The following is a 26,272-nucleotide window of genomic DNA, read 5'->3' on the forward strand; positions in this document are numbered from 1 at the left end:
ATACTGGAGGATGAACGCAGTGTTACAAGAATTATCCATTAAAAATTTCGCAATTATTGCGAGTTTAGACGTTGAATTTGAAAATGGGATGACCGTTCTAACGGGGGAAACTGGTGCCGGTAAGTCGATTATTATTGACGCCGTTGGTCTACTTGCGGGGGGACGAGGGTCACAACACTTTGTCCGAACTGGGGCTGATAAGTGTGTGCTACAGGGCGCGTTTGTGTTCCCGGATAACGGGGAGACCTATCAGTTATTAGATGACCTTGGCATCGATCATGAAGATGGTTCGGTGATCATTCAGCGTGAAATTTACCGGAGCGGCCGTAACATTTGTCGCGTCAACGGCATGATGGTGAATACGAGTACCCTCAAGCAGCTCGGTGAAACCATTGTTGATATTCATGGTCAAAATGAACATCAAGAGCTGATGCAACCCGATAAGCATTTACGGTTACTGGACGAGTTTGGTGGCCAAGCGTTGTTGACCCTTAAGACGGCCTACCAAACTACCTACAAAACGTACCAGCGATTACACCGATCGATGGTCGATCGCAACACCCACCAAAAAGAGTGGGCCCAACGATTGGATATGTTGAGATTCCAAGTGAAGGAAATTGAATCCGCTAGTCTACAACCAGATGAAGAGGCCGGGTTAGTCCAGCAGCGTGACCGGTTAGTGAACTATCAAAAAATCAATACCGCGCTGCAGGAAAGCTTTCAAGCGCTCAATGGGAATGAAGAAGTGACCGGGGCGTTGGATCTAAGTGGTCAAGCGATGAACGCGTTATCCGAAATCGTTGACCTTGATCCTGAATTCAAGCAACTTTCAGAAGCACTGCAGACGGCGTACTACGCGTTGCAGGATGCTTCTGGTGAACTTTCTAAGCAAGTTGATTTAGTTGAATGGGACGAAAACAAACTCGATGCGATTGAGCAACGCCTGGATGTCATTCATCAATTGAAGCGCAAGTATGGGGATTCAGAAGCGCAAATTTTAGCTTATTTGAAGAAAATTACTCGCGAACTTGCTGATATGGAAGCGGCCGAAATTGATGAGGGCGACTTAGATAGTGAACTCGCTGAGCAAGAACAGCAACTCCAGACGCAAGGTGCAGCGCTGTCTGAAAAACGACATGAAGTCGCGGCGGCCTTGGAAGTGGCGGTTAAGCGTGAACTGGGTGACCTGTACATGGCTAAGACGGTGTTTCAGGTTCGGTTTAAGGAACCCCACGAAACAACCTACTTTGCGTCCGGCATGGATGACGTTGAATTTTACATTCAACCTAACCCAGGTGAAGAGATTCGCCCGTTAGCCAAAATTGCGTCTGGTGGGGAGCTGTCTCGCCTGATGTTAGCGTTAAAGACAATTTTTTCTAAGTCCCAAGGGGTCACCTCGATTATCTTTGATGAGGTTGATACCGGGGTGTCAGGCCGGGTAGCGCAAGCAATTGCCGAAAAAATCAGTGGCATTGCGCAGAATTCTCAAGTCCTTTGTATTACCCATTTACCACAGGTTGCAGCGATGAGTGACCACCACTACTTTATTGCCAAACAGGTAACGGGTGATCGCACCGAGACCCATATTAAGCGATTGGGAACGGATACGCGTGTTCAAGAGTTGGCTCGAATGTCAGCCGGCACGACGGTAACGGATCTAGCGTTAGACCATGCCAAAGAACTGCTTGAACTGGCTGATCAGGTGAAGGGCAAACGATAAGTTGTAGATACCAAATAGTGCCGTGAATTCTGGAATTTAGAATTCACGGCACTATTATTGGTTAGTAATCGGTTACTTTCAGGTCGGATAACTTTCAGGTTTAACGGTTCATGTCGCTTAGCGTCAGCCTACGAATTAGGCCGAATAATCTAAGCGTGAGACATACTTAATTTGAGACAGGTGGGCAACACTCGTCATGGTTTGGTGTGGAAAAGTGACCAAAATCGTGTCGCGGGGACCTTGGGATAGGTAACCGGTCATGGTCGGCTCGTCATCACCCACTAAGTGAAGGGTGACGTAGTAGTGTCGAGTCATGGCCTGGTTGAGAAAGTAAGTTAATTGAGATGCGGGCATACGAAGGGCTTCTATCGGGTCGAGTTCTAAAAATTGACGGTAACGGTCATTAAGTTGGTTAGAAATCTTTTTAAGTGCGGATACCTCTGTAGACATGAATAATCACCTCGAACGTTTGTTTGCATAATTTATTATACGAACCTATGTTTGATTTTGCAAGAGAAATGTTTTTCTCAGAAATGGACAACGGAAAGAAACCGAGACGATGACTTAGCTGGTCACGGTTAAATTAATTGAATTTAAACTCAATATCGGGTGTTGGTCGAATCAAATGGCACGATCCAATCATTGAGCGCAAGACCGTAAAATAACGGCTTAGACGCTTTGGTTTCGCCGATTTCGGATTTTAAAGACGATTAAACTAGTATAAACAGTAGAATCTACTTGTCAAGTAGTTAGTTTTCGTGCGATAATAGATAGATAATCACGCTGAAAATTAAGGGGATCTCAAGTAATGACAAAAAGAGGAATGTTGATCGTTTTATCTGGGCCATCGGGTGTCGGCAAAGGGACCGTCCGCAAGGCACTCTTTGATGAACCAGATACGGACTTTCAGTACTCGATTTCAATGACCACCCGGCAACCGCGCGACGGCGAACGGGATGGCGTTGACTATTTCTTTGTTTCAAAGGAACAGTTCGAAGAAAACATTAAGAATGGTGAGATGTTGGAGTACGCTAAGTACGTTGATAACTACTACGGTACACCACTGACTTACGTGAACGAGACGCTAGATTCCGGTAAAGATGTCTTTTTAGAGATCGAAGTGAATGGTGCGATGCAGGTTCGGGCAAACTGTCCGGATGCCGTGTTTGTTTTCTTGACACCCCCTGATTTAATGGAATTAAAGCACCGGTTGATTGGCCGTGGCACTGAAGAAATTGACGTGATCAATGCTCGGATCAAAAAGGCGGTTTCGGAAATCAAGATGATGCGCAATTACGATTACGCTGTCGTTAATGATGAAGTTGCGAACGCCGTTGCCAGCATTCGGACGATCATTCGCTCGGAACGTCTCCGTGTGACGCGGGTCATGCCGGATTATGAACAGATTGGAGAAGAGTAAACATGTTATTATACCCATCAGTAGATAAGTTATTGGAACAAGTTGATTCACGGTACTCATTAATTATGTTAGCCAGCAAACGGGCGCACGAATTGGATGCAGGTGCTAAGCCATTATTGGCTAGTTACGAATCACCAAAAACGATTGGTCGGGCGCTAGAAGAAATCGCTGCAGGTAAGGTTCAAATCGACCCTGACGAAGACGATTTAGCTTAGTTTCATTAAGTGAGTCAGCCACCTCAGTTAGTGGCAGATAACTCAATAATCTTGAAAGAATCCGGATATTCAGTTGATTGAATATCTGGATTTTTTTGAGCGATTGAAGTTGTTTGCGACCGATATACGGTGAATTGGCGATTTGAGATCACGTGTGAATTAGCTATTGTGACGGCTGATTTCAGCGGTCTGTCACTGGGGCGATACTGACGCGTTTCGTTTCGCGCTCTGGTGATATCTGGTACAATGAATGCAGAATGTGTGTGAAAAAACGGAGGCGTTAAAACATGGATAATCAAAAGCACGTTGCACTATACGTAACCGGTAGCATTGCCGCTTATAAGGCATTGATGTTAACGCGGTTGCTTGTGAAATCAGGTGCTGAAGTTCGCGTTGTGATGACGCAGGCAGCGCAGGCATTTGTAACGCCGCTTAGTTTTCAAGTGTTATCGAAGCAACCTGTTGCGACGGATGTTTTCGCAGGTGCTAAGACCAAGTCGGTGGATCACATCGAACTAGCAGACTGGACCGATTTAGCAATTGTTGCGCCGGCAAGCGCAGATATCATTGGTAAGATGGCTAACGGGATTGCCGACGATATGGCGAGTTTGACGCTAATGGCCACGACCGCCCCTAAGTTAGTTGTGCCAGCAATGAACGAACATATGCTGACCAATCCGGCGACGACACGGAATTTAGCCACGTTAAAGGCGGATGGGGTCACGATTTTGGAACCGGAAACTGGTTTCTTGGCCGAAGGATATGCCGGCCGTGGTCGAATGCCTGAACCAGAAACCATTTTGGCGGCAGCCAGTGTCATGGCGACGGCCAAGACACCGTTAACGGGTAAGCGCGTCGTCGTGACCGCCGGTGGGACTCGAGAACGCATCGATCCCGTTCGGTTCATTACAAATGATTCGTCTGGTAAGATGGGTTACGCAATCGCCACTGAGCTACAACAACGTGGCGCAATTGTAACGCTGATTTCAGCACCAACTAAATTGACGGTACCAGCAGGGGTGCATTTAGTCCCAGTTGTGAGCACCGAAGATTTGGCATCGGCCGTTGTAACGGCGTTTAAAGATGCTGATATTTTAGTGATGGCGGCTGCAGTTGCCGATTTTAAACCGGCAGTTAGTGTTGATCAAAAAATTAAAAAAACGGCTGATAATGATCAGATGACACTTGAATTGGTGAAAACCACTGATATTTTAAAGACCGTCGCAAAGGTCAAAACCAGCGAACAACTCACCGTTGGGTTTGCAGCCGAGACGCAAAACCTGATTGATAACGCCACGAAAAAGTTGCGTGAAAAACACCTTGATTTGCTGATTGCCAATGATGTTTCTCAACCGGGTGTCGGCTTTAACGGTGATACCAATCAGGTCACGATTTTGCAACCGGACCAAGCGCCGATTAAAACCAAGTTGGCGTCGAAGCGGTTAATTGCCCAACAAGTGGTCGATCAGATCAGTCAGCGCGTTCAAAAAGAGGGGTAGCATGACGCAATACGCAGAAGTCATCGTGGATGTGCCGACGATGCAGACCAATACACCGTATACGTATGTGATTCCGGCAGAATTTCAAGAAATGCTTCAACCCGGCATGCGTGTGGTGGTACCGTTTGGCAACGGTGGTCGGAAGGTACAGGGCGTGGTCTGGCAGTTGATCGATCAGGTTGAGGACGCAACAGTCACGTTAAAGGCAATCGATACGGTCATGGATCCGGCACCAGTGTTAGATGCCGAACTGATGCAGTTAGCTGACTGGCTGGCTAAAACCACCTATGCGTTTACGATCACTTGTCTTCAGACAATGTTACCCAATGCACTGAAGGCCAATTATGAAAAATGGGTCACACCAACAGCTAGTTTACCTGAAGAGACCCGGCAGGCATTGTTTGGCCAACAAGACCGACTTTTATGGGATGATGATGTTGCACCGGCAGTAGTGAAGCAGTTGATGCGGTTAGCAAAACAGCAACAGGTGACGGTGAGTTACGCAGTTCAAAACAAGGGCCACGTTAAAACGGTCACGATGGTGAAACCGGCTTTGGCTTCAGATGAGTTACAGTCAGCTCGAGCTGGTCTGCGAAAGGGTGCGTTAAAGCAAGAACAATTGCTGACGTACTTGATCGACCATTCGAAGCCAGTTCAACAAACGGTGCTGGAGAAGCAACTAGGACTGAGTGCTTCGACCATCAAGACCGGCGAGGCAAACGGTTGGCTGAGTCGCTCACAAGCAGAAGTTTACCGTGATCCATTTCAATCAGCTGTGACGACGACCAAGGCACTTCAACTTAACCCGGATCAACAAACCGCGGTCAATGCGATCAACCAAGCAACGGATGATCAGCAGAGCACCCCGTTTTTGCTGCAAGGGGTCACAGGTAGCGGTAAGACTGAGGTATACTTACAGACGATTGCCAACACCTTGGCACAAGGAAAACAAGCGTTGATGCTGGTTCCTGAAATTTCATTGACGCCCCAAATTGTGGGTCGAGTTCGTGGCCGGTTTGGCCGACAGGTCGCCGTTTTACACAGTGGTCTGTCAGCCGGAGAACGATTTGATGAATGGCGGCGAATCTCCCGTGGGGAAGCCCGGGTCGTAGTTGGCGCCCGGTCGGCGGTATTTGCACCTATCACGAACCTTGGTGTGATTATCGTAGATGAAGAGCACGAGGCCAGCTACAAGCAAGAGGATAATCCGCGCTACCATGCGCGCGATGTTGCGCTGTGGCGGGGACGGTATCACCACTGTCCAGTGGTTCTAGGAAGTGCGACGCCATCACTTGAAAGTCGGGCTCGAGCACAAAAGCAACGCTATCAACGATTATTGTTACCAACCCGGGCCAACCAACAGGCGCTGCCTGAAGTGAGCGTGGTTGATATGACTGAAGAGTTGAAACATCACAAAGAAAGTAACTTTTCAACGGTCTTAATGACGGCGTTGAAGGATCGACTTGCACGGGGCGAACAGTCACTGCTGATGTTGAATCGGCGGGGCTTTTCATCCTTTGTGATGTGTCGAGACTGTGGGTTTGTGTTGACGTGTCCTAATTGCGATATTTCGTTGACGCTGCACATGGATACCAAAACGATGAAGTGTCACTACTGTGGTCATGAAGAACCAATTCCACACCGGTGCCCGAACTGTAAAAGTCGCCATATTCGTTACTACGGGACGGGAACGCAAAAAGTAGAGGCCGAATTACATGAGCTGTTGCCAGAAGCCCGCATTATTCGAATGGACGTGGATACAACTCGGCGAAAAGGGGCGCACGAGCGCCTGTTAAAGCAGTTTGGTGCCCATCAGGCTGATATCTTATTAGGGACGCAGATGATTGCTAAGGGACTCGATTTCCCGGATGTGACCCTTGTTGGGGTACTTAACGCCGATACGGCACTCGGGTTACCTGATTTTCGGGCGAGTGAACGGACCTTTCAGTTGCTGACACAGGTCAGTGGTCGTGCGGGCCGTGCGAAGAAGGCGGGTGAAGTGGTGATTCAGACCTATAATCCGGACCACTACGCCATCCAACTCGCTAAGCGTCAGGATTACGAACAATTCTTCGTGCGTGAAATGCACTTGCGTCACCGTGGCAATTACCCGCCGTACTACTTCGCCGTTAAGCTGACGGTGAGTGATGAAACCGAGTCCGTCGCCGCAACGGCGATTCATCAAATCGTCCAGCAACTCCAAACCACGCTGAGTCCAAATGCAATCATGCTGGGTCCCACGCCAGGGGCAATTGCTCGAATCAATAAACGGTACTACTATCAATTAGTCATTAAGTATAAGCAAGAACCGCAGTTGCAGACCGCGCTGTTTAAGCTGCTGTCACAAGCGCAACGTAAGAGTCGTTCTGGCCTGCAAATTGCAATCGATAATAACCCCATGAGCTTTATGTAGTCTCTTGGGTGATCAATGAAGGAGTGTTAAGTTTGACGTCAATTGTGTTTATGGGAACGCCGGAATTTTCGGCGCCAATTTTAGAGAGTTTGATTCAAACCGGTTACGATGTGAAGGCAGTGGTGACGCAGCCGGATCGGCCAGTTGGTCGGAAGCACGTGTTAACGGCCTCACCCGTTAAAAAAGTGGCTGTGGCACACGATATTCGTGTACTACAACCCGAAAAGATCAGTGGTAGCGATGAAATGGCAGAAGTGATTGCACTGGCCCCTGATCTCATTGTAACGGCCGCCTTTGGTCAATTTTTGCCAACGAAGCTATTAGAATCAGTCAAATTAGCAGCGGTCAACGTGCATGCCTCACTGTTACCAAAATACCGGGGTGGCGCACCAGTTCACTATGCAGTGATGAACAACGATGCTGAAACTAGCGTCTCGATTATTTACATGGTCAAGAAGATGGATGCCGGTGACGTAATCAGTCAACGTGCCATTCCAATCGAAAAAACGGATGATGTTGGCACGATGTTTGATAAGCTCAGCATCTTAGGTCGAGATTTACTGTTAGAAACGCTGCCTAAGTTGATTGCTGGCGATGTGCACCCAGTGCCACAAGATCCGGAACGGGTTAGTTTTTCACCAACGATCAAACCCGAAGAAGAGCAAGTTGATTTTACGTTGCCAGCAGCGTTGATCGATGCCAAGATTCGTGGGCTACGGCCGTTCCCATCGTCCTTTATCATTTTAGCTGGCGTTCGAACTAAACTCTGGGACGTCACGATTTTAGATGAAACGACAGAATTGACCGCTGGACAAGTTGTTCGTCGGGGTAAGCATGAATTGGCATTGGCGACCGGTAATCACGGCGTTATTGCCATCAACAAACTCCAGCCAGCGGGAAAACCCAAGCAAAGTATTACTGATTTTTTGAATGGAACGGAAGACGCCCTTGAAGTCGGCGAACAGGTGGTCACACTATGACAACAACGAAACAGGATCAAAACCCGCGGTCATTAGCCGTCACGGCACTAATGAAGGTTCAAAACGGGGCTTATTCAAACTTACAATTGAACCAATTAATCGATGATAATGACCTTTCACCACGAGATACGGGGTTGTTGACAACGATCGTCTACGGCGTGATTCAGCACCGATTGACGTTAACTTACCAATTAAAGCCGTTTATCAAGAAGCCACAAAAGGTGACGGATTGGGTCATGGTACTGTTAGAAACTGCCCTTTACCAGTGGCAGTATCTGGAACGGGTGCCTAAGCGCGCCGTGTTCGATGAAACGATTCAAATTGCCAAGAAGCGCGGTCACGAAGGCATTCGTCGATTTGTGACGGGGGTACTTCACCAAATTGACCGGGTCGGCATTCCTGATCCAGCGACAATTGATGACCCGCTCACTCGATTAAGTGTGACTTATTCGGTACCAACTTGGCTAATTGAAACGTTGACTGACCAATTAGGCCAGGCCAAAACGGTATCCATTTTAAGTCACATTAATCAGCCGGCTAACCAATCCGTTCGGGTGAACTTGGAACGGGGAACCGTGGATGCTGCGGTTGAACAACTGACGGCGGAAGGTTATGACGTGACGCGCAGTCAAGTGGCGAAAGCCGGTCTTGTGTTGAGTGGCCGACCAGCTAATCAGTCTGCCTTGTTTAAAGATGGGGCAATGACGATCCAAGACGAAAGTGCCATGTTGCCAGCAGAAAGTATGGCTTTGACGCCAAGCATGCGCGTTTTAGACGCTTGTGCTGCTCCAGGTGGTAAAACGGTCCAATTAGCTGAAAAGTTAACGGTGGCTGACGGCGGTGAAGTCGTGGCCCTCGACATTCACGAAAATAAAGTGAAATTGATCAAGCATAACGCAAAACGGATGGGTGTTAACGATCGGGTGACTGCGGTTGCCTTGGACGCTCGAAAAATCGATGATCAATATCCAGACGATGCCTTTGACCAAATTTTGGTTGATGCACCATGTTCTGGGATTGGTCTCGTTCGCCGGAAACCAGAGATCCGTTACGAAAAACAACTGAGTGATTCTCAGAATTTAGCGAAAGTTCAGCTATCAATTTTAAATGCAGTTGCCACGAAGGTCGCAATTGACGGTATAATAACTTATAGTACTTGTACGATTTTGAATCAGGAAAACCGGGACGTCGTGGCAGCCTTTTTAGCTGCTCACCCCGAATTTGAGTCTCAACGGGTGGCAACGGCTAACGATTTGAAACCTGATCGAACGACTGACTACTTGGAAATTTACCCGGATGACTATGATTCTGATGGGTTCTTCATTAGCCAATTTAAACGAGTACGTTAAGTGAGGTTATAACAACATGCAAATTGCTTATCGAACAGCAATCGGGGAACGACGAACGGATAACGAGGATAATGTCGGCACTTTTACCAATCAGGCTGGCGTTAATTTAGCCATTATTGCCGATGGGATTGGTGGCAATCAGGGCGGTGACGTTGCGTCTGAGATGGCCGTTTCCCACATTGGCCATGCGTTTGAAGCTACTACGTTAACCGATTACGAGACGGCATCGGACTGGCTGCAAGAACAAATTGAAACTGAAAACCAAACGATTCGTGAGCGTTCACAGCAATTTGAGGATTTGATGGGAATGGGCACTACAGTTGTGCTGACGATGATTTTTCAATCGGCGTATTTGATTGGTAACATTGGCGACAGTCGGGCTTACCTATTGCGTGATCATCAGTTTACTCAGGTAACGGAAGATCATTCACTGGTTAACGAACTGGTGAAACGCGGTGAATTATCAAAGCAAGCGGCTAAAGTCCACCCTCAAAAAAACGTGATCACCCGGTCATTAGGAATCGATAAGCAAGTGACCATCGATTTGCGTTACTTAAAGTTAGCTGCCAATGATCAGATTCTTTTGTGTTCGGATGGCCTAACTAACATGGTGAGTGATGACCAAATTCAGGCCGTTTTAGAAACAGAGCAGTCATTGTTGGCCAAGTGTGATCAGTTGATTGCCCTTGCTAACGAGGCTGGTGGTTTGGATAATATTACGGTTGTGATCATCGACAACGGATCGGAGGGTGCTGACTGATGCGACCAGGATATATGTTAGGCGGTCGGTACCGAATCACCCGGTCGCTTGGTGAAGGTGGGATGGCCAACGTTTATTTGGCCCATGATTTGATTTTGGACCGAGATGTATCGGTCAAGTTACTGCGATTAGATTTACGAGATGATCCGCAGACGGTCAAACGCTTTCAGCGTGAAGGTCTGGCGGCAACGGAGCTCGTTCATCCTAACGTGGTCAGTGTGTATGACGTTGGTGAAGAAAACGGCATGCAGTATCTGGTTATGGAATACGTTAAAGGGATGGATCTGAAAGCCTACATTCAAAAACATTTTCCGATTCCCTACCAAGAAGTCATCAACATCATGGAACAAGTGCTCTCGGCGGTGTCGGTGGCTCATGAGCACAATATTATTCACCGGGATCTAAAACCCCAAAACATCTTAATTGATGAAAATGGGGTGGCAAAAATCACCGACTTCGGGATTGCGGTGGCACTATCTGAAAATTCACTGACGCAAACCAATACTGTGCTCGGTTCCGTCCACTACCTATCGCCTGAACAGGCTCGGGGTGGCATGGCGACTAAGAAGTCGGATATCTACTCATTGGGGATTATTTTGTATGAACTGTTGACGGGCACGGTGCCGTTTAAGGGTGAAACCGCGGTATCGATTGCCATCAAACATTTCCAATCAGAGATTCCTTCGGTGAGAGAGTTTGATCCCCGCATCCCGCAAGCGTTGGAAAACGTGGTGTTACAGGCGACGTCTAAACGACCGGCTGACCGGTATGAAAGTGTTGCGGCGATGGCGGATGACCTAGAGACGTCGCTATCACCGCGGCGAGCCAGTGAAGGTCGGTTTGTGCCCGATGACGGTGCAGATAATGGCGAGACAAAGGTGCTGGATAAGTCAGCACTTCAAGCAACGTTGGCACCCGATAGTCCGGATAAAGCGGCAAAAGCGACTAAGAAAAAGAAGCCGATGCGCCGGCGGAAAAAGTGGCTGATTGGCGGCTTGATCGCATTGCTGGTGATGATTGCCGTGCTGGTCCTCGCGTTTTGGCTTGGGCGACCACGGTATGCGGATATTCCCAACGTTCAAGGGTTAACGGTCAGCCAAGCAACTAAGAAATTAGCTGATCAAAACTTAGAAGTGGGGACGATCAAACGTCAGGCCAGCAACCGAGTTGCTAAAAATCGGGTGATTAAAACCGATCCAACGCGGGCCCATGCCGTACAGCAAAAGAGCAAGGTGAAGTTGATCATCAGTTCAGGGCCAAAATTGGTTCGAGTTGGTAATTATATCGGCCAGTCTTACACGCGCGCGGCGGCACTATTGAAGGCGCGTGGGGTAACGGTTAAAAAACAAAACCAAACGTCAAGTGATGTGGCGATCGGCATGGTTATGCAGCAAAGTATCCAAGCTGGTCAGTACATTAACCCCAAGAAGACGACGGTGACCTTTACGGTTTCTGCCGGTCAACGTCAACTGACCTTAGCTAACTTGATTGGTAAAACCAAGTCCGAGGTTCAAAATTACGTTAGTCGAGAATCACTGAACGTGTCGTTTAACTATAAATACGCTTCTGAGAAAAAGGACGTCACGATTGCCCAATCACCAGCAGCTGGTAGCATGCTGAGCGAAGGGACAACCATCGTTGTGACCCTGTCTCGGGGGAAGAAGCCGGTGGCCGATTCAACGCCTAAGGTGAATGATTTTGACGTCACGGTGGATATTCCGTTTGAACAGGCGGCATCGTCTTCTGATAGCACCACTAGTGATGATGCGACGAGCAGCAGTGAATCAACAACGGAATCAAACGTCATTCAGATTTATCTGCGCGATCAAGATCACGATTACAGCACCGTTTATAAGCAACTGACAATTGCTAAAGATACGCAGGTGACCCTGTCATTTGCGGTTGAATCGGGTAAGAGTGGTGGCTATAAGATTATGCGAGATGGTAAGGTGATTTTGGCGGATAATCATGTGACTAAGAATTCGCATTGAGTTGTGAGTGGCTGAAAGTGGTTAAGTTCCAAAATATCAAAATAACTCGTGGGTTCCTGGTTTTGGAATCTGCGGGTTATTTTTTTTGAGTGTTGGAATTAATGTTTTCTAGCTGATGATTAGACCTGGTAACAGGGTTGAGGTTAATAACGCTAAGTTAAGGGGCCAGATTGATGCTGATCAATCTGGCTTTTTTTCTTATCCAACTGAGGTGTTGGCCTTAAATTTGGAGATGAGTATTTGTCATCATTTCGCTGGCTAAAGCTGCGGTGAATTCGGCGCTAGTTTGAATCGTATTTTTAGAAATACTGAAGTCGTTGTAACGCAGCCATCACGTGTTTTTCGACTACCGTGCCGAATGGTGCTACGCGAGGCAGAAAGCTATGTGTAACGGGGACTAAGCCAAACTACCAAACCCCGGTAGTTTACCTTAGTCCCCGTTACACGCCGCTTTCTAACCGCCTCGCTCCGCACACTCTTAATTGTTTTTTGTCTAGACATCTTTTATAATGAAAAAGAATTGGTTTTGATACTTTAAACAACTTTGAAAGGTGGCGTTGATGTGGCGGAAGGCCAAATTCGACAATCATTAAGCGGATTTTACGACGTAATGACAGATGAGGGGCAGTTAGTTCGAACCCGGGCACGAGGCAATTTTCGGAGCCGAAAGATTACCCCATTGGTGGGGGATCGGGTGGTGATCGATGCCCCCAATGATCACGAAGGGTATATTTTGGAAGTCAAGCCTCGGCACAATAGCCTGGTTCGACCACCGGTTGCTAACGTTGATCAGGCGATTGTTGCTACTGCGGTTCGGGAACCGGTTTTTTCAACCAATTTATTGGATCGTCAGTTATTGGCACTTGAAATTGCCGACATTGAACCGGTGATCTACCTCACCAAAACGGATTTATTGACGGCGACTGAACAAACTGAGTTTGATCAGTTAGCGGCAGATTACCGCAAAATTGGGTATGAGGTCGTGTATACGCCGGTGCCGTTTTCGGATGAGGCAATTGCGACGGTCAAGCAATTGTTGGCTAATAAGGTGAGCGTCATCATGGGGCAAACTGGGGCGGGTAAATCGACCCTGCTGAACCACGTTGCGCCCGACCTTGAACTTGCGACGGGTGAGATCTCACAGGCGCTGAACCGTGGGAAGCATACGACTCGGCGGGTACAGTTGTTACCCGTTGCCGATGGCTTGATTGCTGACACCCCTGGCTTTTCATCGTATGATGCGTTTGACTTGACCGAAAAGGAACTCGGCCAGTATTTCCGAGAGTTTCGGCGGGCTGCCGTTGATTGTCGTTTTCGGGGTTGCGTTCACGTGAATGAACCCGGCTGTGCCGTCAAAGCACAGGTCGAGGACGGGACTATTCTTCAGAGTCGGTACGATAACTATTTGTTGTTATACCAAGCGTTAAAGAATCAAAAACCAAACTATAAGAAATGAGGGACTTTTTCATGAAAATTGCACCATCGATTTTGAGTGCTGATTACGTTAATCTTCAAAAGGATATCGAAGTAGTTGATAAGGCTGGGGCCGAATACCTGCATATTGATGTGATGGACGGATCATTTGTACCCGCACTGTCATACGGTCCTGGTTGGGTCAAAGCAATTCGCCCAATTACCAACATGGTGTTAGATGTTCACTTAATGGTGCAAAATCCCGAACGGTACGTTGAATTATTTGCTGAAAGTGGCGCTGATATTATCGGGGTGCACGTTGAAGCAACCCCACATATTCACCGGGCCTTACAACAAATCAAGAACGCTGGTGCCAAGGCTGAAGTTGTGATCAACCCTGGGACCCCAGTTGAAATGATCAAGCCAGTTCTTTACATGGTTGACCAAGTCCTTGTAATGACCGTTAACCCAGGCTTTGGTGGCCAAAAGTTCCTGCCAGAAACGTTGAAGAAGATTCAACAATTAGATCAATTAAAGCAAACTGAAGGCTACGATTTTGATATCGAAGTTGATGGCGGTGTTAAGGACAACACCATCAAGGCCTGCAAGGATGCTGGGGCGACCGTTGCTGTTGCCGGCTCATACATTTTTGATGCTGCTGATCCTGCTGGTCAAGTAGCCACTTTGAAGGAAGCGACGAAGTAACATGACACACTTAAACTTGCTGGTCGGTGGTCCAACCAGCGAATGGCCAGATCAATTAGCCGCTGGCAAGGTAAGTGGCGATTGGATCGGGGTGGATCGCGGTACGTTACGATTGCTCAAAATGGGAATTACGCCGTTGGTTGCCATCGGTGATTTTGATTCATTATCAGCTGACGAGCTCTCATTAGTGAAGCAATCCGTAACGGATATTCGTCAGGCGATTCCCGAAAAAGATGAGACGGATACCGAGTTAGCTATTACGGTGGCGCTCAAGGAGTATCAGTCTGATCGATTAGATATCTATGGTGCGACTGGCGGCCGGCTTGATCACTTTTTAGCGAATTTATGGTTAGTGCTAAAACCACGCTATCGTGAATTTGCGCCAAAGATTCGCTTCATCGATCGCGGCAACACGATCACCTTTTACCTCCCTGGGGAATATGAGCTCCAAAAAGAAGCCGATAAAAAGTATCTGGCTTTTGTTCCCTTGGAAAAGGTCGATCATTTGAAACTACTGGATGAAAAATACCGGTTAGCGGACGAAAATGTGCCGTATCCGATTTCGTATGCTAGTAACGAGTTTGTGGGCGAAACGGGTCACTTCTCATTTACGTCAGGGTTGTTAGCGGTGATTCAAAGCCGAGACACCCATTAAACAAACGTCAAGACAACAAAAAATGGCGATCAGCGCAAGTGCGCTGGTCGCCATTTTTTGGTTGAAAGAACTGAATTGTTTGACGCATCACGTCTGAGAGGGTGAGTGACCTCACGACCATGACCACGTCGTTGAAACAAAAAAAGCTTGGCGCAGCGCCAAACTTTTTTAATTAAACGCGGGTTACTTTACCTGACTTTAAAGTCCGAGCAGAAAGCCAAACCTTCTTAGGCTTGCCATTCACTAAGATCGTAACTTTTTGCAAGTTTGGCTTCCATGAACGCCGTGATGAGTTCAAGGCGTGGGAGCGCTTGTTACCGAAACGAGTACGCTTGCCGTTGATGAAATCTTTTGCCATGGTAACTACCTCCTTTAAGACTTATCTATAAAACGTTGTTTTTAGCTCACTAAAACAATTTATCATAGACAAATTCGGATTGCAATAGTTTTCTGGCAAGTAAAATTACTTTACAGTGAAATTTGCCGCTTTTTTTTGAAAAAAGTGTCAAATATGTGATTTTGTATCAAAATATTAACGGTCATTAACCGATTGAATGAAAGATAAAGGAAGATTCAATGAAGCGAAATGATGCCTAAAAAAATGACGTGAATTAAAGCGAACGCTTGGCTTTTCACCGGCGTTCAGGCAGTGTATAATGAAACTATGTGACGATAGCGAGTCTGTTACTGATAGCTGTCAGTTAATCTGAAAATTTGTTTTTTAGCAGGCTTGTGTTAATATAAATTATCGTTAAGACTAGGATGCAAGGAGGCTGTTCTTGATGGCCGTAAAAATTAAAACGCAACATGGCTTGATTGATATTGATAATGATGTCATCGCAACGGTTGTTGGTGGGGCTGCTACCGACAGTTATGGTGTTGTGGGTATGGCAAGCAAAAATCAGATTCGCGATAATGTGAACGATATTTTGAAGCGCGAAAACTACGCAAAGGGTGTTGTCGTGCGCCAAGAAGATAACGGGGTCGCCGTTGACGTGAACATCATCGTCAGCTATGGGACCAAGATTTCTGAAGTTTCACGAACAGTCCAATCAAAAGTAAAGTATAATCTAGAAACAATGCTCGGCATTACCGCTAACGCTGTGAACGTGACGGTACAGGGCGTACAAGTGCTCAGCGAGTAAGAATCGGAGGAATAAGTTGTTGCAAACTAAGAAAGTTACGGATCGTGAATTCAGAAAGATGATTGAAGCGGCTTCGGCCTTTTTGGATCAAAACGCTGAATTTATCAATTCACTGAATGTGTTCCCCGTGCCGGATGGCGATACTGGGACAAACATGAGTCTATCTCTGGATAGCGGGTTAAAGTACGTGAATGAAACGGCATCAACTTCAGTTGGTGACATTTCGCAAGCGTTAGCTAAAGGATTACTAATGGGGGCTCGGGGTAACTCTGGCGTTATTCTGTCTCAAATCTTCCGTGGTTTTTCTAAGGACGTTGCGGATAAGACCGAGCTAAGTGCCGTTGATCTGGCCGATGCATTTGCCGCAGGGGCGCAAACGGCCTACAAAGCAGTGATGAAGCCAACTGAAGGTACGGTGTTGACGGTGGTTCGAGAAGCCGCAAAGGCCGCCCGGAAAACCGCTGCTCGCAGTGATGATATTGTGGCAGTGATGGATGCAACTTACGAGGCCGCTGAAGCCGCTTTGAAGACGACCCCAGATTTACTACCCGTCTTGAAGCAGGTTGGGGTTGTTGACTCCGGTGGCCAAGGGCTGACGTTTGTGCTTCAGGCATTTGACGATGTCTTAAATGGTCGTGAGATTACGGTTTCGGCAACACACCAACCAAACTCATCTGAAATGGATGAGATGATTGACGCTGAACATCACCGGAGCGTACAAGGTAAGCTTGATCCAGATTCAATCGTGTACGGTTACTGTACCGAAATTATGGTTCGTCTGGGTAAGGGCAAGCAAGTTGAACATGAGTTTGACTACGATACCTTCTACCAACGTTTGGCCGAACTTGGGGATTCACTACTCGTTGTTAATGATGACGAAATCGTGAAGGTTCACGTGCATACGGAACATCCCGGAACGGTTATCGCTTGGGGGCAATCATTTGGGGATCTTGCGAAGGTGAAGGTCGATAACATGCGCCTTCAACAAGAAACCATTATCGAACAAGATGAAGCCAACGAACAGGCTGCTGAACCAGCCGCTCCAGTTGAAGCCCCTGAGACCGCAATCATTACGATTGCTGCTGGTGATGGGATTAAATCATTGTTTGAAAGCCTTGGCGCAACGACGGTCATTAGTGGTGGTCAAACCATGAACCCAAGTACGCAAGATATCGTGGATGCCATTCAGGCCAGTCACGCCAAGCAAGCAATCGTGATTCCAAACAACAGCAATATCTTTTTAGCGGCTGAACAAGCCGTTGACGTGGTCGATATTCCAACGGTTATCGTGCATAGTCGCTCGATCTCGCAAGGGATGACCGCGATGCTGGGTTACGAACCAGATCACAGCTTAACGGATAATCAAGCGGACATGGAAGCCAACTTATCAACGGTTAAGAGTGGCGAAGTGACTCACGCCGTTCGTGACACTCACGTTGATGGCTTTGAAATCAAAGAAGGCAACTACATGGGCATCATTGACGGTAAGATTCAAGTGGTTACGGAGAACCTTGAAGAAACCACCGTTCAAATGGTGAACAAGATGCTGGATGACGACAGCGAAATTGTTACTGTGATTTACGGCAGTGACACAACTGCGGCGGTTGCCGATAAAGTGCAGGCTGCCATTGGTGAGCTGGACGATGAACTTGAAATTGAAGTTCACGAAGGTGACCAACCAGTCTATCCATTCATCGTGTCTGTGGAATAAATTAAACCCTGAAATAAACGCCCGGATTACCAGTAATGGTATCTAGCGCATAAGTGGAAAGTCCGGATGACGTTGATCGACTCATCCGGATTTTCCACTTATGTGGCTACACCGAGTTAATTTAAACGGTAAAGATGTGAGGAGGTGCGTTGTGATGCCGTTAACAGATTCAGTGAGTACGTTACCGGGCGTTGGCCCGAAACGAGTTGAAGCACTGGCGTCACTTGGCATTACGGACATTGAGTCCCTGTTAACCTACTTCCCGTTTCGCTACGAAGATCTGCGGGCCAAAGCGTTGACTGAGATTGCAGATCAAGAACAAGTCACCCTGAAGGGAATCGTGGCGGCACCGCCAACACTTAGCCGATTTGGTCGCAAGAAGAGTAGGTTAAACTTTCGATTACTGATCGATCAAGACGTGGTCCCCGTGACTTTCTTTAATCAACCTTGGTTGAAAAACCAAATTGAGGTTGAAGCGCCTATCATGGTGTACGGTCGCTTCGATGCGGCTAAGAAACAGTTGAATGGGATGAAGATTTTATCGAGCGGTCGTGATGACCCGATGGCTTCGGTTTATCCGGCCAACGCTGGTATTCGTCAAAAGACGATTCAACAGTTGGTGGTTGCTGCTTGGGAACAGTACCATGATGACATTGTCAACGTTGTACCAGCATCGATTCAGCAACATTATCGACTGTTAGACCGCGCGAAAATGGTTCATGACATGCATTTTCCCAAAACAACACCGGATGCACAGGCGGCTCGTCGTAGCGCAAAGTTTGAAGAGTTCTTCTTATTCCAAATGCAACTGCAGTTACTGAAACGACATGACCAAACTCAGGTCGGGCAAGCGTTGCCTTACGACAATGCCGCGCTGCAAGCACTGATTGCCAGTTTACCTTACGAGTTAACGAACGCTCAAAAACGGGTCGTTAATGAAATCTGTGCGGATTTAAAGCGACCGATCCACATGAACCGCCTCCTTCAAGGAGACGTTGGGAGTGGGAAAACGGTTGTGTCAGCTATTGTGATGTACGCCGCGATCACTGCTGGCTATCAGGCAGCCTTGATGGCACCAACTGAAATTTTAGCTGAACAGCACGCCAATAAACTCCAACAGTTGTTTGCCGATTTCCCAGTCAACATTGTGTTGTTGACTGGGGCAACGAAACCAGCCGCCCGTAAAGAGATTTTACCGCGGCTGGCTTCGGGTGAAGTGAACCTGATCGTTGGGACCCACGCGCTGTTTCAAGAGGGTGTTGACTATCACCGGCTAGGGTTAGTCGTGGTCGATGAGCAACACCGCTTTGGGGTCGCGCAACGACAAGCGTTACGTCAAAAGGGCGCTAATCCCGATGTACTGGCGATGACCGCAACGCCGATTCCGCGGACCTTGGCAATCACCAGCTATGGTGAGATGGACATTTCGGTCATTGATGAACTGCCAGCTGGGCGAAAACCGATTACGACCCGGTGGATCAAAAATGCGCAGATCGATGCCGCAATCCAATTTGTGATGCGGGAGTTAGCAGCGGGACATCAAGCGTACGTAGTGACACCGCTGATTGAAGAGTCTGAAGCGGTGGATATGAAGAATGCGCAAGCCATTTATGAGCGCTTCTCGCAGTATTTTGCCCCGCAGTACCAAGTTGGGTTGCTCCATGGCCGGATGAAGAACGACGAAAAAGACGCCATTATGAGTGACTTTAAAGCTAAAAAGTTTCAGGTTATGGTGGCAACCACGGTGATCGAAGTCGGGGTGGACGTGAAGGACGCCACGGTGATGCTGATTTATGATGCCGATCACTTTGGGTTGGCGCAGTTGCACCAGTTACGTGGTCGGGTTGGCCGGTCAGATCAGCAGTCCTACTGTATCTTGGTAGCGGATCCGAAAAACAAAACCGGTGTCGCGCGGATGAAAGTCATGACCGAAACCAACGATGGCTTCGTGATTTCGCAAAAGGACCTTGAGTTACGGGGGTCTGGTGACGTGTTAGGTAAGAAGCAATCCGGCATGCCTGATTTTAAAGTGGGCGATCCGGTGGCGGATATCACCATGCTGAGCGTGGCTCAACAAGAAGCCAAGCGCATCACGGATGCCGCCGACTGGTCGATTCAACCAGAAAACTTAGGGTTAGCCAATTACATGGAACACCAAGAAGCAAGCACGTATATGTATGATTAATTGAAATGTAGCACCTCAGAAGGGATGAACATATTGAAAATTGCAGTTGACGCAATGGGCGGCGATTACGCCCCAAAGGAAATTGTTGCCGGAGTTGAAGAGGCTCGCGACCGGTACCCAGAAATTGAGTTTGACCTTTACGGCCAAATTGATAAGGTCAAACCATTCTTAACAACGTCAGATCGAATCAACCTCGTCCAAGCGGATGAAGTGATTGCGATGGAAGACGAACCCGTTAAAGCGATTCGCCGTAAAAAGCAGTCTAGCATTGTATTAGCTGCCCAAGCGGTTCGGGACGGCGAAGCGGATGCCTTCTTCTCTGCTGGGAACACTGGTGCGATCCTTGCTGCCGGTTTGTTGATCATTGGCCGAATCAAGGGGATCGACCGGCCCGGCTTAACGACCACGTTGCCAGTGTTGAATAACCCTGATCAAGACCAGTTCTTGATGTTAGACGTGGGTGCTAACGCTGATACAAAACCATTTAACTTGTATCAATACGCCATTTTAGGCAAATACTACGCGCAAACGGTGATGGGCGTTGAGAATCCCCGCATTGGGTTACTGAATAACGGGACCGAAGCGGATAAGGGCGACTTGGTTCACAAGGCCACTCATGAAGCTTTAGCCAATGCCAAAGACCTTAACTTCATCGGCAACGTTGAATCACGTGAACTGTTGAATGGTGCCGCTGATGTCGTTGTCAGCGATGGTTTCTCTGGTAATGCCGTTTTGAAAAACACGGAAGGCACCGCATTATCCATGTTGAAGCTGATCAAGCAATCGATCATGGATGGCGGGCTTGGTGGCAAACTGGGCGCTGCGTTGTTGAAGCCAACCTTTAAGGCCATTCAAGCAAAGATGGATTACTCGCAGTACGGTGGCGCCGTTTTACTCGGTGTTAAGGCGCCAGTAATCAAGACTCACGGCTCAACGAAGGCCGAAACGGTTGCCAACACGATCGGCCAAATCAAGTCAATGCTTGAAAATCACATTGTCGATGACGTGGTCACTTACTTTGGCGAGCACAGTGATGAGATGATTGCTGCTAAGGAAGCACTGAAGTAATCACGTGTCCGTACCAGCAATGGTTTGCGGACGGCGGTTTTTGTGATAAACTAACTAACGATTAACAACGTCAAGAATGAGTGAGGGATAATAATGGCACAGTCAAAAGAAGAAGTCTTTAACCAAATTGCAGATATTATTGCGGACCGGTTCCAAGTTGATCGGGAAACGATCACGTTACAGTTGAACTTTAAAACGGATCTAGATGCCGATTCAATCGATTTCGTTGAATTCATCTTGGAACTTGAAGACACGTTTGGTGCCGAGATTTCTGATGAAGCGGCTGAAAATCTAAATACGGTGGGCGAAGCGGTGGACTACATCGTGGCTCATAATAACTGAACTAGGATTCACTAGGATGGTAAAACAAGGAACGGTGTGCGCCTTGGCGGCATTGTTCTGGCAGTTAGACAAGTGGGGTTGCGGTAAAACGGATTGTTTTGTCACAACCCTTTTGTACGTCAATCACAAACATCATTAAAGGAGTGTATCGGTTTGATTAAGGGATTAGACCAATTATTAAAAGATAATTTTAATATTACGATTCATGATAAAAGTTTATTGGATGAGGCGTTTACTCAGGCGTCGTACGTTAACGAACATCCAAACGAAGGCTTGAAGTTTTACGAACGGATCGAATTTTTGGGCGATGCCGTGATGCAATTAGTTGTATCCGAGTATATTTACCGGCGTTATCCGAAACTGCCTCAGGGCCGGTTGACTCGGTTACGGGCAGCCATGGTGAACGAAGATAGTTTCGCTAGTTTTGCCCGAGAATGTCACTTTGACCAGTACATTCGATTAGGAAAGGGTGAAGAGAAGGCCCACGCCCGTGAACGAGATTCACTACTCTGTGATATTTTTGAGTCATTCATTGGGGCTTTATACCTTGATCAAGGGGTGGAACCGGTTGTGGCATTTGCCAACCAGGTGATTTTTCCAAAACTTGATGAGGGTCGGTTTGATGAGTTTTTCGATCACAAAACGGAATTACAGGAATTGGCACAACAAAATGGGCCAGTGACGATTGCGTACGAGCTGTTATCTGAAAACGGTCCTGATAACGACCGGGCGTTTAAAGTTGCCGTTAAGATTGATGGTAAAACGCTAGGTGTCGGTGAAGGACACTCAAAGAAACATGCGGAGCAGGTCGCAGCTAAGCAAGCACTCAACAAGCTGCAACAGCAAGCGCGTTAATTTATAATGATTGGGGAATTGAGCGATGAAGTTAAAATCGCTAGAAATTAGTGGTTTCAAATCCTTTGCGGACGATACTAAAATTGAATTTGAAGACGGCGTGACCGGTATCGTTGGCCCCAATGGGAGCGGTAAAAGTAACGTGAGTGAAGCGATTCGCTGGGTGTTGGGGGAGCAATCGGCTAAGAATTTGCGTGGACAACGAATGCCTGATGTGATTTTTGCGGGTTCTGCTGACCGTAAACCGCTGAATCGCGCAATGGTCACGATGGTGCTTGATAATTCGGATCACTATCTGAAATCAACGTACACGGAGCTGAGTGTCACGCGAAAGCTGTTTCGGAATGGCGATAGTGTCTATCAGTTAAACGGTCAGGATTGCCGATTAAAGGATATTTTGGCCCTGTTTATGGATTCGGGTATTGGTGACGGTTCGTTTTCGATGATTTCACAAGGCCGAGTTGAAGCTATCTTCAACAGTAAACCAGAAGATCGCCGGTTCATCGTGGAAGAACTGATTGGGGTCTCAAAATACCGCCAGGGCAAGGAAAAAGCCCAACGAGAACTTGAACAAACGGCGGGCTACCTTGACCGGGTCAACGACTTAATGACCGAGCTTGGTGGTCAAATCGAGCCACTTGCGCAGCAAAGTAGCTTGGCAAAGGAATATCTGGAACAAAAAAAGACCTATGATCAGTTAGAACAGTCACGGCTAGTCCTTACGATTGAAACGACTCAGACGAAGTTGCGAGCTGAACAGGCGCAACAGACTGAGCAAGAGGCGCGGGTCAAAGCAACGACCGAACACGTTGATCAAACAACAACCGCGTTAACTGCGGCTAAAAAAGCGGTCACGCAACTTCAAAAAACGAAGGATACGTTGACGCAACAGTTGATGACGGTGAATGAAAAACGGGAACGGACTGCGGGCGAACGGGCGTTGAGTAGTGAGCGGCAACGGAGTCACACGCAATCGTTGACGGAACTCAAGACGCGCATCAAGGAAACGTCGACGGCGCTAACAACCGCGCAAACTAAGTTAACAGCACTGACCGAACAACTCACCACGCAACAAGCTGCTTTGAAGGCGGCTCGTGAGGCGGCGACTAAGTTGAAAACGCAGTTGGATGCTTTAGATGCGGATCGATTAGCCGCCAAGCAAGAGCAGTTACAAGCTGAGTATATCGAACAACTACAGGCCCGCACGACACTGCATAATCAGCGACAGTATTTGGAAAAAAATCAGCAGCGGGCTAACTCTGAGAATCATCAGGCGCGCGAGCGGTTAACCGCGCTTAAAACGCAGTTGGCTGATCAGCAAAAGCAACTAACGGACGCGCAGCAGGCACTTCAACAAGCGGAGACGGAACTCACTGACAAACAAGCAGTCTGTGATGAAGATAACGCGATTCGCCAAAAGCGAGCCACACAGTTAGATCAACAAAATCAGCAGTGGTTAGCTGCTTTGGAAGTAAGCGAATCCGCAAAGGCGCGTTTGAAGAGCATGCAGGAATTTGCGAACAACTACGGTGGCTTTTATCAAGGCACCAAGGCGGTTATGCAGGCTAAGGCTAAACTACCTGGAATTATTGGCCCGGTGGCAACGTTGTTACAGGTGCCCGCCGATTATACCAAGGCCATTGAAGTCGCCATTGGTGCGCAACAACAGCACGTGGTGGTGGCGGATGAGGCGGCTGGTAAAACGGCCATTAAGTATTTGACCAGCCAGCGCTTAGGGCGAAGCACCTTCTTACCGCTGACGACGATTCGCACGTCACAGGTGACCTCAAGTATCTTAGTCACTTGTCAGCAAGCACCCGGATTTTTAGGTGTTGGGGCCGACCTAGTAACGGTTGCCGAACCTAAATTCAATGTAGTTAAGGCGCATTTACTAGGTAATGTGTTAATTGTTGATGACTTAACGCACGCTACTCAGTTAGCCCAACTGATTCATCACCGGTACCGCATTATTACACTTGCCGGTGAAGTGGTATCGACGAGTGGGACCATGACTGGTGGCCGCGATAAACGTGACCGAGCTGGCGTTTTAAGCCAGCAACAAGACTTGAAACGTCTGGCAGCTACCGTTCAGCAAATGACGACACAGTTGGCGGAAAAACAAACAGCCTTACAAACGTTGAAGCAGGCACAAACGGATGCGCAAGCTGATGAGCAAGCGCATCAATCTGCTCGTCAACAAGCGTTAACCGTGCAGCAACGAGCAGCAGGTCAGGTCAAATTACTGCAGGAGCGGGTTACAACAGTCACTGAACAGATCCAAGTGCAACAAGCACAATGGGGGCTGCAGGACGATGATGTTGATGATTTTGAAACGGCGTTACGTCAAAACGAGCAACAAACCACATTGACCGACCAAAAGATCACCACCCTCGAAACCCAGATGGCGGCGGCCAAGGATCAACAGCAAAATCAGTCCCAGACAACGCAAGCTGTGAGTGACCAGTATCAAGACCAGCGCGCAATCATTGAACGCCATTCCGTGGAAGTCAAGCAGTCCCGCAAGGATCAACAAGCAACCAAGGAAACCATCGCAACGTTAACAGCTCAGTTAGCGGCATTTGATGATAAAGTGGTTGCGTTGACGCAACGCCAGACGGATGTTGGTCAAGAGGCTAGCACCCATCAGGCGACGTTGGCAGAATTAACGAAGCAACAAAAGCAACTCGAAAGCCAGTTAGCAACCAATGACACCGCTTTGACAGCAGCTCAGGATAAGCAGACCGAGCTTGAACGTACTAATCAGGCTGCGCGTCAGACACTGGCTAGCGAAGAACGCAACGTGCAACAGTTAACCTTCAACTGTTCGGAATTATCTCGTCAATTAGATGATCTGCAATCAACCCTGACTGAGGAATATCATGTTAGCGTCGCAATCGCCAAACGGCAAATTTTGGCGCTGCCACTTGAAACGATTCAGCAAAAGTTGAAGTTGGTCAAGCGGGGGTTAGCCGATATTGGAACGGTAAACGTTGCTTCGATTGAAGAGTATGATCGGGTCAAGGAACGCTACGATTTCTTGAGTCAGCAACAGGCCGACTTGAGTGCGTCAAAGGAAAACCTGTTAACGACCATGAATGAGATGGATCAACAGGTCAGTGAACGCTTTAAGGTGACCTTTGATGAACTAAATGAACAGTTCCAAACGACCTTCAAGCGGATGTTTGGTGGTGGGAAGGCGCAACTTGTTTTAACGACGCCAGATCAATTATTGACGACTGGAATTGAAATTATGGCCGAGCCACCTGGTAAACGGCTCCAAAGTATGCGATTGTTATCTGGTGGTGAACGCGCATTAACAGCGATTACGTTGCTATTTGCGGTGTTACAGGTTCAACCAGCACCATTCTGTGTACTGGATGAAGCCGAAGCGGCCTTAGATCCAGCCAACACGGCCCGGTTTGCCAGTTATTTAAGCCAATTCGAGGATGACACTCAGTTTATTGTTATCACCCACCGAAAAGAAACGATGGTCCAAACGGATCGTTTGTATGGCATCACAATGCAGGAATCCGGTGTATCAAAACTGGTTTCCGTTGATTTGAACCAAACTGTTAGTCAAAACTAATCATAACAACAGGAAGTGAAGCTCATGGGATTATTTGATTTTTTTAAGCGACGCTCGAAAGAAGATAAGAAAACGAGCCCAAAACCGGCTGAAGAACAGGTTGAAACGCCGGTAGCACCAGAGTCGACACCTGAACCAAAAGTGGCTAATCAGGCAGAAGCTGAACCGGCAACTGAACCAGAGGCTGAACCGGCAACTGAACCAGAGGCTGAACCGGCAACTGAACCAGAGGCTGAACCGGCAACTGAACCAGAGGCTGA

The 26,272-nt window shown here is 47.7% G+C and carries 21 protein-coding genes and 1 pseudogene; 20 read left to right on the top strand and 2 right to left on the bottom strand.

All coding sequences use genetic code 11. From position 1 onward, the window contains the following. Positions 1 to 19 precede the first annotated feature (19 nt). Positions 20 to 1,720, top strand: coding sequence for a DNA repair protein RecN (gene recN, locus ACYVR3_RS06050; RefSeq protein ID WP_461243501.1), 1,701 nt, complete (start codon positions 20 to 22; stop codon positions 1,718 to 1,720). 135 nt (positions 1,721 to 1,855) lie between these two features. On the opposite strand, the gene ACYVR3_RS06055 is transcribed toward recN, so the two are convergent. Continuing rightward, entirely contained in the window at positions 1,856 to 2,170 is a 315-nt protein-coding gene (locus tag ACYVR3_RS06055) for a hypothetical protein (RefSeq protein WP_461243502.1), read from the bottom strand. A gap of 358 nt (positions 2,171 to 2,528) precedes the next feature. Here ACYVR3_RS06055 and gmk point away from each other — a divergent pair, with 358 nt between their 5' ends. The 11 genes from gmk (at position 2,529) to ACYVR3_RS06110 (ending at position 15,120) form a co-directional block, all read left to right on the top strand. Then, complete coding sequence (gene gmk / locus ACYVR3_RS06060; RefSeq protein WP_461243503.1) at positions 2,529 to 3,140, top strand: guanylate kinase; 612 nt, start codon at positions 2,529 to 2,531, stop codon at positions 3,138 to 3,140. Positions 3,141 to 3,142: 2 nt separating this feature from the next. After that, positions 3,143 to 3,355 (top strand): DNA-directed RNA polymerase subunit omega, encoded by a 213-nt coding sequence (gene rpoZ, locus ACYVR3_RS06065; RefSeq protein WP_057151619.1) that lies wholly within the window; start codon positions 3,143 to 3,145, stop codon positions 3,353 to 3,355. Between the two features lie 287 nt (positions 3,356 to 3,642). Next, on the top strand, positions 3,643 to 4,854 hold the full coding sequence (gene coaBC / locus ACYVR3_RS06070) for a bifunctional phosphopantothenoylcysteine decarboxylase/phosphopantothenate--cysteine ligase CoaBC (protein ID WP_461243504.1): 1,212 nt from the start codon (positions 3,643 to 3,645) through the stop codon (positions 4,852 to 4,854). Between the two features lies 1 nt (position 4,855). Further along, positions 4,856 to 7,267, top strand: coding sequence for a primosomal protein N' (priA, locus tag ACYVR3_RS06075; RefSeq protein WP_461243505.1), 2,412 nt, complete (start codon positions 4,856 to 4,858; stop codon positions 7,265 to 7,267). A 32-nt stretch (positions 7,268 to 7,299) separates the two neighbouring features. Beyond that, entirely contained in the window at positions 7,300 to 8,247 is a 948-nt protein-coding gene (gene fmt / locus ACYVR3_RS06080; RefSeq protein ID WP_461243506.1) for a methionyl-tRNA formyltransferase, read from the top strand. Continuing rightward, positions 8,244 to 9,596 carry a 16S rRNA (cytosine(967)-C(5))-methyltransferase RsmB gene (rsmB, locus tag ACYVR3_RS06085; RefSeq protein WP_461243507.1) on the top strand — a complete coding sequence of 451 codons (1,353 nt, stop codon included), beginning with the start codon at positions 8,244 to 8,246 and terminating at the stop codon, positions 9,594 to 9,596. The genes fmt and rsmB overlap by 4 nt, the downstream gene beginning before the upstream one ends. A 16-nt stretch (positions 9,597 to 9,612) precedes the next feature. Continuing rightward, positions 9,613 to 10,356, top strand: a complete 744-nt coding sequence (locus ACYVR3_RS06090) for a Stp1/IreP family PP2C-type Ser/Thr phosphatase (RefSeq protein ID WP_057151617.1) — start codon at positions 9,613 to 9,615, stop codon at positions 10,354 to 10,356. After that, entirely contained in the window at positions 10,356 to 12,347 is a 1,992-nt protein-coding gene (gene pknB / locus ACYVR3_RS06095; protein WP_461243508.1) for a Stk1 family PASTA domain-containing Ser/Thr kinase, read from the top strand. The genes ACYVR3_RS06090 and pknB overlap by 1 nt, the downstream gene beginning before the upstream one ends. Positions 12,348 to 12,909: 562 nt before the next feature. Beyond that, positions 12,910 to 13,803: a ribosome small subunit-dependent GTPase A gene (gene rsgA / locus ACYVR3_RS06100; RefSeq protein ID WP_461243509.1), complete on the top strand. Its 894-nt coding sequence runs from the start codon at positions 12,910 to 12,912 to the stop codon at positions 13,801 to 13,803. A gap of 11 nt (positions 13,804 to 13,814) precedes the next feature. After that, positions 13,815 to 14,465, top strand: a complete 651-nt coding sequence (gene rpe, locus ACYVR3_RS06105; RefSeq protein ID WP_054737257.1) for a ribulose-phosphate 3-epimerase — start codon at positions 13,815 to 13,817, stop codon at positions 14,463 to 14,465. Position 14,466: 1 nt separating this feature from the next. Next, the gene (locus tag ACYVR3_RS06110; RefSeq protein ID WP_461243510.1) at positions 14,467 to 15,120 is read left to right on the top strand and encodes a thiamine diphosphokinase; all 654 of its coding nucleotides are present in this window, start codon (positions 14,467 to 14,469) and stop codon (positions 15,118 to 15,120) included. Positions 15,121 to 15,292: 172 nt separating this feature from the next. On the opposite strand, the gene rpmB is transcribed toward ACYVR3_RS06110, so the two are convergent. Beyond that, positions 15,293 to 15,478: a 50S ribosomal protein L28 gene (gene rpmB / locus ACYVR3_RS06115; RefSeq protein WP_054737259.1), complete on the bottom strand. Its 186-nt coding sequence runs from the start codon at positions 15,476 to 15,478 to the stop codon at positions 15,293 to 15,295. Positions 15,479 to 15,902: 424 nt separating this feature from the next. Here rpmB and ACYVR3_RS06120 point away from each other — a divergent pair, with 424 nt between their 5' ends. The 8 genes and pseudogenes from ACYVR3_RS06120 to ACYVR3_RS06155 all read left to right on the top strand — a co-directional run. Beyond that, complete coding sequence (locus tag ACYVR3_RS06120) at positions 15,903 to 16,265, top strand: Asp23/Gls24 family envelope stress response protein (protein ID WP_054737260.1); 363 nt, start codon at positions 15,903 to 15,905, stop codon at positions 16,263 to 16,265. A gap of 58 nt (positions 16,266 to 16,323) precedes the next feature. Beyond that, on the top strand, positions 16,324 to 17,976 hold the full coding sequence (locus ACYVR3_RS06125; protein WP_461243514.1) for a DAK2 domain-containing protein: 1,653 nt from the start codon (positions 16,324 to 16,326) through the stop codon (positions 17,974 to 17,976). A gap of 154 nt (positions 17,977 to 18,130) precedes the next feature. Further along, the gene (gene recG / locus ACYVR3_RS06130) at positions 18,131 to 20,161 is read left to right on the top strand and encodes an ATP-dependent DNA helicase RecG (protein ID WP_461243511.1); all 2,031 of its coding nucleotides are present in this window, start codon (positions 18,131 to 18,133) and stop codon (positions 20,159 to 20,161) included. A gap of 33 nt (positions 20,162 to 20,194) precedes the next feature. Continuing rightward, complete coding sequence (plsX, locus tag ACYVR3_RS06135; protein ID WP_054737263.1) at positions 20,195 to 21,229, top strand: phosphate acyltransferase PlsX; 1,035 nt, start codon at positions 20,195 to 20,197, stop codon at positions 21,227 to 21,229. A gap of 93 nt (positions 21,230 to 21,322) precedes the next feature. Then, positions 21,323 to 21,571: an acyl carrier protein gene (acpP, locus tag ACYVR3_RS06140; RefSeq protein WP_054737264.1), complete on the top strand. Its 249-nt coding sequence runs from the start codon at positions 21,323 to 21,325 to the stop codon at positions 21,569 to 21,571. Between the two features lie 153 nt (positions 21,572 to 21,724). Further along, positions 21,725 to 22,426 (top strand): ribonuclease III, encoded by a 702-nt coding sequence (gene rnc, locus ACYVR3_RS06145; RefSeq protein ID WP_054737265.1) that lies wholly within the window; start codon positions 21,725 to 21,727, stop codon positions 22,424 to 22,426. Between the two features lie 25 nt (positions 22,427 to 22,451). Further along, on the top strand, positions 22,452 to 26,012 hold the full coding sequence (gene smc, locus ACYVR3_RS06150) for a chromosome segregation protein SMC (protein ID WP_461243512.1): 3,561 nt from the start codon (positions 22,452 to 22,454) through the stop codon (positions 26,010 to 26,012). A gap of 24 nt (positions 26,013 to 26,036) precedes the next feature. After that, positions 26,037 to 26,272, top strand: a pseudogene (locus ACYVR3_RS06155) (hypothetical protein); the annotation flags it as partial.

It is taken from the genome of Secundilactobacillus muriivasis (assembly GCF_054785195.1).

Excerpts from the sequence above, each read along its gene's own strand:
- ACYVR3_RS06090 (WP_057151617.1), top strand. The coding sequence starts at position 9,613 with ATGCAAATTGCTTATCGAACAGCAATCGGGGAACGACGAACGGATAAC.
- rpe (WP_054737257.1), top strand. The coding sequence starts at position 13,815 with ATGAAAATTGCACCATCGATTTTGAGTGCTGATTACGTTAATCTTCAA.
- rsmB (WP_461243507.1), top strand. The coding sequence starts at position 8,244 with ATGACAACAACGAAACAGGATCAAAACCCGCGGTCATTAGCCGTCACG.
- ACYVR3_RS06110 (WP_461243510.1), top strand. The coding sequence starts at position 14,467 with ATGACACACTTAAACTTGCTGGTCGGTGGTCCAACCAGCGAATGGCCA.
- recG (WP_461243511.1), top strand. The coding sequence starts at position 18,131 with ATGCCGTTAACAGATTCAGTGAGTACGTTACCGGGCGTTGGCCCGAAA.
- ACYVR3_RS06120 (WP_054737260.1), top strand. The coding sequence starts at position 15,903 with ATGGCCGTAAAAATTAAAACGCAACATGGCTTGATTGATATTGATAAT.
- acpP (WP_054737264.1), top strand. The coding sequence starts at position 21,323 with ATGGCACAGTCAAAAGAAGAAGTCTTTAACCAAATTGCAGATATTATT.
- priA (WP_461243505.1), top strand. The coding sequence starts at position 4,856 with ATGACGCAATACGCAGAAGTCATCGTGGATGTGCCGACGATGCAGACC.
- gmk (WP_461243503.1), top strand. The coding sequence starts at position 2,529 with ATGACAAAAAGAGGAATGTTGATCGTTTTATCTGGGCCATCGGGTGTC.
- coaBC (WP_461243504.1), top strand. The coding sequence starts at position 3,643 with ATGGATAATCAAAAGCACGTTGCACTATACGTAACCGGTAGCATTGCC.
- smc (WP_461243512.1), top strand. The coding sequence starts at position 22,452 with ATGAAGTTAAAATCGCTAGAAATTAGTGGTTTCAAATCCTTTGCGGAC.
- ACYVR3_RS06055 (WP_461243502.1), bottom strand. The coding sequence starts at position 2,170 with ATGTCTACAGAGGTATCCGCACTTAAAAAGATTTCTAACCAACTTAAT.
- pknB (WP_461243508.1), top strand. The coding sequence starts at position 10,356 with ATGCGACCAGGATATATGTTAGGCGGTCGGTACCGAATCACCCGGTCG.
- ACYVR3_RS06125 (WP_461243514.1), top strand. The coding sequence starts at position 16,324 with ATGATTGAAGCGGCTTCGGCCTTTTTGGATCAAAACGCTGAATTTATC.
- rpmB (WP_054737259.1), bottom strand. The coding sequence starts at position 15,478 with ATGGCAAAAGATTTCATCAACGGCAAGCGTACTCGTTTCGGTAACAAG.
- rpoZ (WP_057151619.1), top strand. The coding sequence starts at position 3,143 with ATGTTATTATACCCATCAGTAGATAAGTTATTGGAACAAGTTGATTCA.